Below are 7538 nucleotides of genomic sequence, written 5' to 3'. Positions count from 1 at the left end.
CGTTTGCCTCCAGCTTCCTCCAGATTCCGCCTCGCGGCGGACACCCTTGCTCTTGGCTAACGGTAGGCGCTCGCCAGCCCCCGTTCGGGACTTTCACCCTATAGATGATCGCCCATGCTGGGCGCACTAAAAAACTGGCGCGGCAAAGATACTGCCGCGCCAACGCATTTAAACTGTCCATTGATTATTGATCCTTCGTCACAATGAAAACAGATTTTGATGCACCTTCCCAATCGACTCTAGCACCCAAAGCTTCGCTGACAAACCGTAATGGCACCATTGTTCTATTATTGATAATCTCAGGTTTCTGTCTAAGAATAATGGGCTTTCCGTTAATACGGGCCAAAGCATTACCTATTTGCAACACGATGATGGCATCCCCTTTAACAGCAGTCACAGTCCGGTTAGCACCATCCCATGTAATATCCGCTCCTAATGTTTCAAAAATACCCCGTAACGGAACCAGAGTTGACCCATTGACGATAACAGGCTGTTGATCGTAAAATTGTTCGATATTATCAATAAACACGGATACGGGGTAGTTTATCTTGCTTCTCTCAAATTGATTGGGAATTGCTTTGGGTTGAAACGGATTGCGGAAATCATACCAATACATCGGAGAGTAGGTCATCTGCTTCGTTTCGGTATCGAAAGCATAAATACGGATATATCCTTTTTCTTTCGGTATGAAAGGTCTATAAATCCTGTTCCCTTCAATTTTGGTTCCGTATTGTATCGTGGTTTTTCCTTGCACAATATCGGACTGGCCATAAACAAAAGGAACCGAGGAAGAATTTTGCTCACTAAAGATTAAGAAGTAATTGATTCTATCCTTCGTTGACGGGTTCTCCCTTGCTGGCGTAAATGAGAAGGTATAGACCGGTTCCTTTCCGTAACCGCCATCAACATAACGAATAAGAAATGATGTGAGCTCAGGTTGGTAAAGCGGTTGTAAATTGACTTGAATACCTGATAATTTGGCCCAGTACTCACGTAATCCGGGCACATTTTCTGCCGGTGGAATAAGGGTATTCTCAATTTGAAACAGGGTATTCTCTTTTATTCCGGTTTTCCCTTCCGGTGCTCCAAATAGGATCGCATAATCATCTGCCATAATTTCTTCCGGTTGCCAGAAATGGTCATATTCCAGTTTGCTGTTTTCCCATCTAATTGGAAACCCATTCAATTTTCTGATTTTCGCCCATTCCGTTGAGGGATCAACCGGTAATTTATTTTCCTTTTTAATAAGCCAATAGTATGTAAAAAGATGGCCATATTCATGATTTAATGCAAAAGACAATTCTTCAACACTGGTCAACCGATCCGCTTGAAATAATGTTATGGTTTGCCCTGATTTGAATTCCATTTTCCCATACCGATCAATTGTCCAGCTTAATGTAACATTGCCCGCTTCACCTATGGGTTCCTCTGGCGAAAGTTTTACAGTGGAAAGGACAGATAGTTCTGATGAGTGGGGATTTTTGATAAATACTTCGTATAACTGCTTTAATTTCTGTCGATCCCATTTCGTTGAGTAGCTGTCAAAATTGATTCCTTCCGGCGAAGTATATCTGGCAAATAGAGTATTTGACAGAGATGCAGATGAGGCGGCATATAAATGAGCGGAATTTAAGCTTAATAAAATTAGAAGCATTAGCATTGCCGCAATTATTTTCTTGCTGCGAGTAATCAAAAAAACACCCCCTTAAAAAAATTCGATCTTTACTTCATGTTTCTGTCTGCTGATGATACTTTGTTCAAAAATTTATATAAATAACATAATAGAAACTTGCGGTCCATAGCCAGGAGAGGGTATGCTCTCTCAGTCCCGGTCCTAAGACAAGACCATCAAGGTATTCCCAAACTGATTACAAAGGAAGTGTTCTGCTTATTTGTCAGGAATCTGAATTTTACAATGATATTGTAACAAATATCTATTGTGAATTTCTGGACAAAGAAACTTGTTTAACCTATATGCGCCAGAATTCTCCCACCTTTAAGTGAGGAATTTCTGGCGCTTCGGTCCTGTCTATCTGTTAACAAGCTCTCGATTTACGAGATGCTCCGGTGTCTGATTGGATAAAGCTTGAAGAAGATTGGTTGCAGCAACTTCTGCCATTCGGGTTCTAGTCTTGATGCTCGCGCTTCCGATATGCGGCAGCATCACAACATTAGGCAGTTTTAGAAGCGGATGATCCGGCTTTATCGGCTCTTCTTCAAATACATCCAACCCTGCAGCCCAAATCGTTCCGTTTTTCAGCGCTTCATACAGTGCCTGCTCATTGACAATTCCGCCCCGTGCGGTGTTAATCAGAACCGCCGTTTTCTTCATCAAGGAAAGCTCTTTTTCACCGATTAAATTGCGGGTTTCAGGAGTATAGGGTGTCATCACACAGACAAAGTCTGATTCTTTCAAAAGAGTTTGCAAATCTGCATATTCTAAATCAAACGTCTGCTCGGCTTCCAGCTTGCGGTTCCGGTTATGGTAAAGAACCTTCATATCAAAACCCTTTGCCCTTTTGGCTACAGCTTCCCCTATTCTCCCCATCCCAATAATCCCCAAAGTTGCACCATATACATCTTGTCCCGTAAGCAACATTGGAGACCATGTTTTCCATTTTCCGCTCCGTAAATAGTCAGTTGATTCTACTATTCTGCGGGCAGTCGCCATTAATAGAGCAAAAGTAAGATCTGCAGTCGTTTCCGTTAATACTCCCGGTGTATTGGTAACCATAATCCCCCGTCTTGTTGCGGCATCAACATCAATATTGTTATACCCAACAGCCATATTGCTAATTACTTTCAGGTTTTTTGCCCTACTGATTAGAGATTCGTCTATCGATTCGGTGAGGAGACAGAATAATCCGTCTGCCTCAATAATCTCCTCCTCCAATACTTGCCTCGGAACAGGAACATCTTCTTCTCCCCACATCCTTACTTCACAAAGCTGGCCGATTTTTTCTACCACTTCTTTTGGTATTCGCCTGGTAATGTAAACTTTTGGCTTCAAAGTGACGTACCACCTTTCCATGGTTTCGCTACTCGTTCCATGATTCCAGTCTTATTTTACCATAAAGCTATCATATATTAAGATACTACTCCAAAATTCTCCGCAATTCCTGCCCTGATTCGGGGCTTGATCCACCGGCATCGTACCCGAATCTAGTATATCAGTCAAAGTTGGTGATAATACGCCTGATTTGATCCATACTAAGAAATATCAAAAAGGAGTTGTTGATCCATTGAGTGTGGTTGTGAAGCCTCTCCAGCGAGTAAACGGCAGAAATATCATTCATTTACAAGGGCTTGATACAAAGGTTATTGCTGACTTAACCAGTGATGATGTTATCACAAATGAAGATGATTCTTTATTACACCAAGCTAGTAATTGGTCAGTTACAATCTCTCCTGAGGAAACATATCATGCTGGACCAATCATTTCCTTTCCCAGGTTATATCTTACATTTATTGGTGAAAAAGAAACCTTAGAAAAGGTAATTGGTAAATTGGATTCCCGCACATTGCCCCTAATGACCAAGCTGTTTCATATTCCATGGATTCAACACTTGTTTTGAACTTCCCTTCTTTTACCTCAACCTCTTTTTTACATGCGACAGGACAAGCATGACAAGTTGGGTCTGAAACCAAAAGCTCCTTTCGATATGCTTCACCACTTATCTCATCAGCAAGCTCATAATGTGATTGCTTTGCATTATATGCCGGAAGTCCTCCAACCTCGTTTAGTACATTCATTAGAACATTCGTACCATAAACCGATAGTCCACCTTTTTTGGGTGCTGTAATAACGCCTTCCATAATCATTTTCAAAGCAGTTTGTCTTGCCTTTTTATGCTCTTCCCCTTGCTCTGGTTTTAGAGCATTTTTGGTTGAACCTCTAATTACAATAGCCTTTAGATTTTTGCTCCCAGCAACAGCTCCTGTTCCTCCTCGACCGGCTGCCCTATCATCCTCGTTTAGAATAGCGGAAAACTTAACAAGATTTTCCCCGGCCTGTCCAATTGCTATTACACTTAGATCCTTTTCACCGTAACGTTCTCTCATGATTTGGACTACTTCATGAATACCCTTGCCCCAGATATCGCTAGCCTCGCGAATTTCCACTTGACCATTTTCAACAAATAAGTAAATTGGCCGGTCAGCCTTCCCTTTGATTACGAAGCCATCAAATCCAGCCCAACGGATTCTAGATGCAGCCCATCCGCCCATATGTGAATTTGTTATTGTTCCAGTTAAGGGGGATTTTGTAACAACAGCAAGTCTATTTCCCATTGTTACCTGTGTTCCTGTAATCGGCCCAGTCATGATTGCCAACATATTTTCTGCATCTAATGGATTAACCTTAGGACCGTTGTCAAAGACGTATTTATTGCCTATACCCCTTGCACCGATGTATTTTTCTTTAATATCTTCTCCAATTTCCTTATACTCAATTTTCTCTTCAGATAAATCAATCCATGCAACCTTATCCTGATAACCAGGAAGCTTCAACTTAATTCCTCCAATCATTTTTCTAATAGAAAATGCTTTTTTGTACACTTTTCAGGAATTATTCATATTTTGGTTTAAACTATAAAATAAATACATTTTATTTACTCTACTTTCGAAGCTTAGTTTTGCAAACAAACCCTTAATGTAGTTGGGCAAACCGGACATCCATTCTTGTACTTGACTCATCATGACAGACTGTTTCCGTTTCGGTTGAATATCGATCTGATTCTATTCAACCTACAATTATTGAAAAGTGAGGTAATATCATGTCAAAAACAGCATTGATTACCGGAGCATCAAAATGAAATTGCCGAGAAATCCAATCTTTCACGCCCGGCTATTTCTCACCACTTAAAGGTACTGCGCGACGTCAGTTTGGTAAGTATAGAACAAAAAGGGACGCAGCGCTACTACTCCCTCGCTTTAAAAGAGGCTGTTTATATACTCAAGGAATTGGTCCGTACAGTAGAAACGACTTGTAAGCTTGGGGATTCCGACTGATATACGTTCTATGGTTTGGAATTATGGGAATGCCTATGCCTGATGAACTGGTTGTTATTATGGTGTGTGTAAAGTGTGTATATCTTGCTCGCAGATTTGCATTCGAGTAAATCTGTAGGAGTTACGATTCGTTCAATGGTTCCGTTGTTGATACAAACAATCCGATCCGCCAATGCTATGGCATCATTCTGATCGTGAGTAACAAAGATAGATGTGATGCCGGTCTCTTTTAAAATCTTCCGCAAGTCATCCCTGATTCTGACCTGAAGGTCAGCATCCAGATTGCTAAAGGGCTCATCAAACAGGAGCAAGGAAGGAGAAGGAGCAAGGGATCTGGCAAGAGCAACACGTTGCTGCTGACCACCGCTTAATTCGTGAGGGTAACGGTCTTTATACTCCTCCAGGTTGGTTAACGACAGCATTTCATCAAGACGCTGCTGCCTTTGTTTCCGGCTCCATTTCCTTAATCCGAATTTAATATTTTTGGCTACAGTCATATGAGGAAAAAGAGCATAATCTTGAAATACCATGCCAATACCTCTTTTTTCAGGCGGAGTGTAATGACGGTCGTCAATAAATACCCTTCCATTAACGACAATAGAGCCGGCGTCAGGGATTTCCAGTCCAGCTAGCAATCTCAGAATGGTACTCTTCCCGCTCCCGCTTTCACCAAGAATGCAAACAATTTCTCCCTTCGTCATATCTAATGTGAAATTTTTAATCGTCGTTTCTTTTGTGTTTTTATATTGGAATTGTAAGTTTTTAATTTGAACAAACATCAATCATGCTCCTTATCTAAAATTTTGTGAAAGGAAAAGATGCACGCACCACTTATCAAAATAATCAGCATTGATGCCAATGCAGCCTCGTTAACCATTTCATCATTGGCGTATTGAAATGCTTTCGTTGCTAATGTCGAAAAGTTAAAAGGTTGCAAAATCAAGGTCAGCGGAAGTTCCTTTAAAATATCAACAAAAACTAAAATAAATCCGCTAAAGATTGCTCCTTTCATCATAGGAAGATCAACCTTGAAAAAGGTTTCTGTAATAGGCACACCTAAAGTTCTTGAGGCCTCCGTAAAACGGTTGCCTATTTTCTCAAACCCTGCTTCGACGGAGTTATAACCTAACGCCAAAAAACGAATAATGTAAGCAGAAACAAGCATAAGCAGACTTGTGCTCAAAACGAAGACAGGGGTCAGATTAAAAGAAGCAGATATTGAGAAAATAATACGATCAATCGTTAAAAAAAGAGTGATTATGGCAATCGCAATGACAGCACCGGGGATAGAGTAACCAAGCACAGTGATTTTGGAGAACAGCTTTGCAATGAATCCCCCCTGCAGTCTGGTATAATTGGCAACTATCAATGCAATCAAGACAATCACAGAGGCAGCTGTCGTTGATACAAAAATCGAGTTCATAATTAAAGTGGTGAACTCTGGGCTAATGATCTTTTCAAACGTCATAAACATCCAAAACGTTAATTGTATAAAGGGAATCAGGAATGCAATACTGAAAATGCCGAAGCAATAAGCAAAAACCAGCCAGGCAGCAACACCTTTTACCGGTTGAGGTTGGATAGGCCTGATCTTTGATGTGGAGTAACTGTATCGCTTACGCCCACGCAGAATCTTTTCCAGGACCAAAATGATCATAACGATGGACATCAACGTACCAGCGAGCTTAAATGCGGAATCAAGATCTCCCATCCCAAACCAGGTCTGAAAAATAGCAGTACTTAATGTCTGAATCCCGTAATATTTTACAACACCATAATCGTTTAAAACTTCCAATATCACCAAGCTTGCGCCAGCAACAATGGCTGCCCTTGAAATAGGCAATACAACCCGGAAGAAAATTCCGAGGGGACTACCTCCCAGTAAACGAGCGTTCTCCAAAAACGATGCAGATTGATTGGACAAAAAGCTTTTCGTTATCGAATACACATATGGGAAGAGGAATATGGTAAATATAAATACTGTTCCTTGCATGGTCATGATATCGAAATATTTCTGATCCAACTGTATGTCAAACGAGTTTCGCAATGTAGACTGGATAATACCTGTATAGCTTAACATGCCTTGGTAAGTATAAGCACCGATATACGGGGGGATGGCTAGAGGCAGAATTAAACCCCATTTCAGGAAATTACGTAAAGGGAACTTGTAAACCGAGATAACCCATGCCAGACTGGTTCCAATCACAGAAGCCGCAATTCCTGTAAAGAGGATTAGAACAAGGGTATTATAAACGTAGTCCTTTAACAAGTAATCTTTAATGTGCTGCCAATTCTCATTCGGTTCAGAGAATACCTGCAAACCTATCATTAAATTAGGCAGCAGAATGATTAATATAATTAGAAAACTAAGAATAGCCCATATATTGAGCTGTAATTTTAATTGTTGTATCAGCCTCATCTTTCACACGACCTTAAATAATTTATCAACTTGTAATCCCGAATGAAAAGTAATGTAACCGTATCACCTTCCAGTGATACGGTAAGTCACTTTCTTAAAGAGGCCCTTG

General features: G+C 40.7%; 5 protein-coding genes and 1 pseudogene. 1 reads left to right on the top strand and 5 read right to left on the bottom strand.

Going from position 1 to position 7538, the window contains the following annotated elements; translation table 11 throughout:
- Window positions 1–184: 184 nt before the first annotated feature.
- The 3 genes from L1765_RS08845 to L1765_RS08835 all read right to left on the bottom strand — a co-directional run bounded on the left by L1765_RS08845 (window position 185) and on the right by L1765_RS08835 (window position 4557).
- Window positions 185–1693, bottom strand: a complete 1509-nt coding sequence (locus tag L1765_RS08845) for a copper amine oxidase N-terminal domain-containing protein (protein WP_236406407.1) — start codon at window positions 1691–1693, stop codon at window positions 185–187.
- 336 nt (window positions 1694–2029) lie between these two features.
- A complete protein-coding gene (locus L1765_RS08840; RefSeq protein WP_236406409.1) occupies window positions 2030–3010 on the bottom strand; it encodes a 2-hydroxyacid dehydrogenase in 981 nt (326 codons plus the stop codon).
- A gap of 455 nt (window positions 3011–3465) precedes the next feature.
- A complete protein-coding gene (locus L1765_RS08835; protein ID WP_236406406.1) occupies window positions 3466–4557 on the bottom strand; it encodes an aldehyde ferredoxin oxidoreductase N-terminal domain-containing protein in 1092 nt (363 codons plus the stop codon).
- Window positions 4558–4809: 252 nt separating this feature from the next.
- Here L1765_RS08835 and L1765_RS08830 point away from each other — a divergent pair.
- Window positions 4810–5010 (top strand): annotated as a pseudogene (locus tag L1765_RS08830) (ArsR family transcriptional regulator); the annotation flags it as partial.
- Between the two features lie 8 nt (window positions 5011–5018).
- Here the strand turns inward: L1765_RS08830 and L1765_RS08825 are convergent.
- Complete coding sequence (locus tag L1765_RS08825; protein WP_236406405.1) at window positions 5019–5789, bottom strand: ABC transporter ATP-binding protein; 771 nt, start codon at window positions 5787–5789, stop codon at window positions 5019–5021.
- Window positions 5789–7429 carry an ABC transporter permease gene (locus L1765_RS08820; protein ID WP_236406404.1) on the bottom strand — a complete coding sequence of 547 codons (1641 nt, stop codon included), beginning with the start codon at window positions 7427–7429 and terminating at the stop codon, window positions 5789–5791. Before L1765_RS08820 ends, L1765_RS08825 begins: the two co-directional genes overlap by 1 nt.
- Window positions 7430–7538 lie beyond the last annotated feature (109 nt).

This window comes from Microaerobacter geothermalis (genome assembly GCF_021608135.1).
Classification (GTDB): Bacteria; Bacillota; Bacilli; order DSM-22679; family DSM-22679; genus Microaerobacter; species Microaerobacter geothermalis.
Note: the sequence above shows the minus strand (reverse complement) of the source record. Positions and strands in the feature narration are given on the sequence as shown.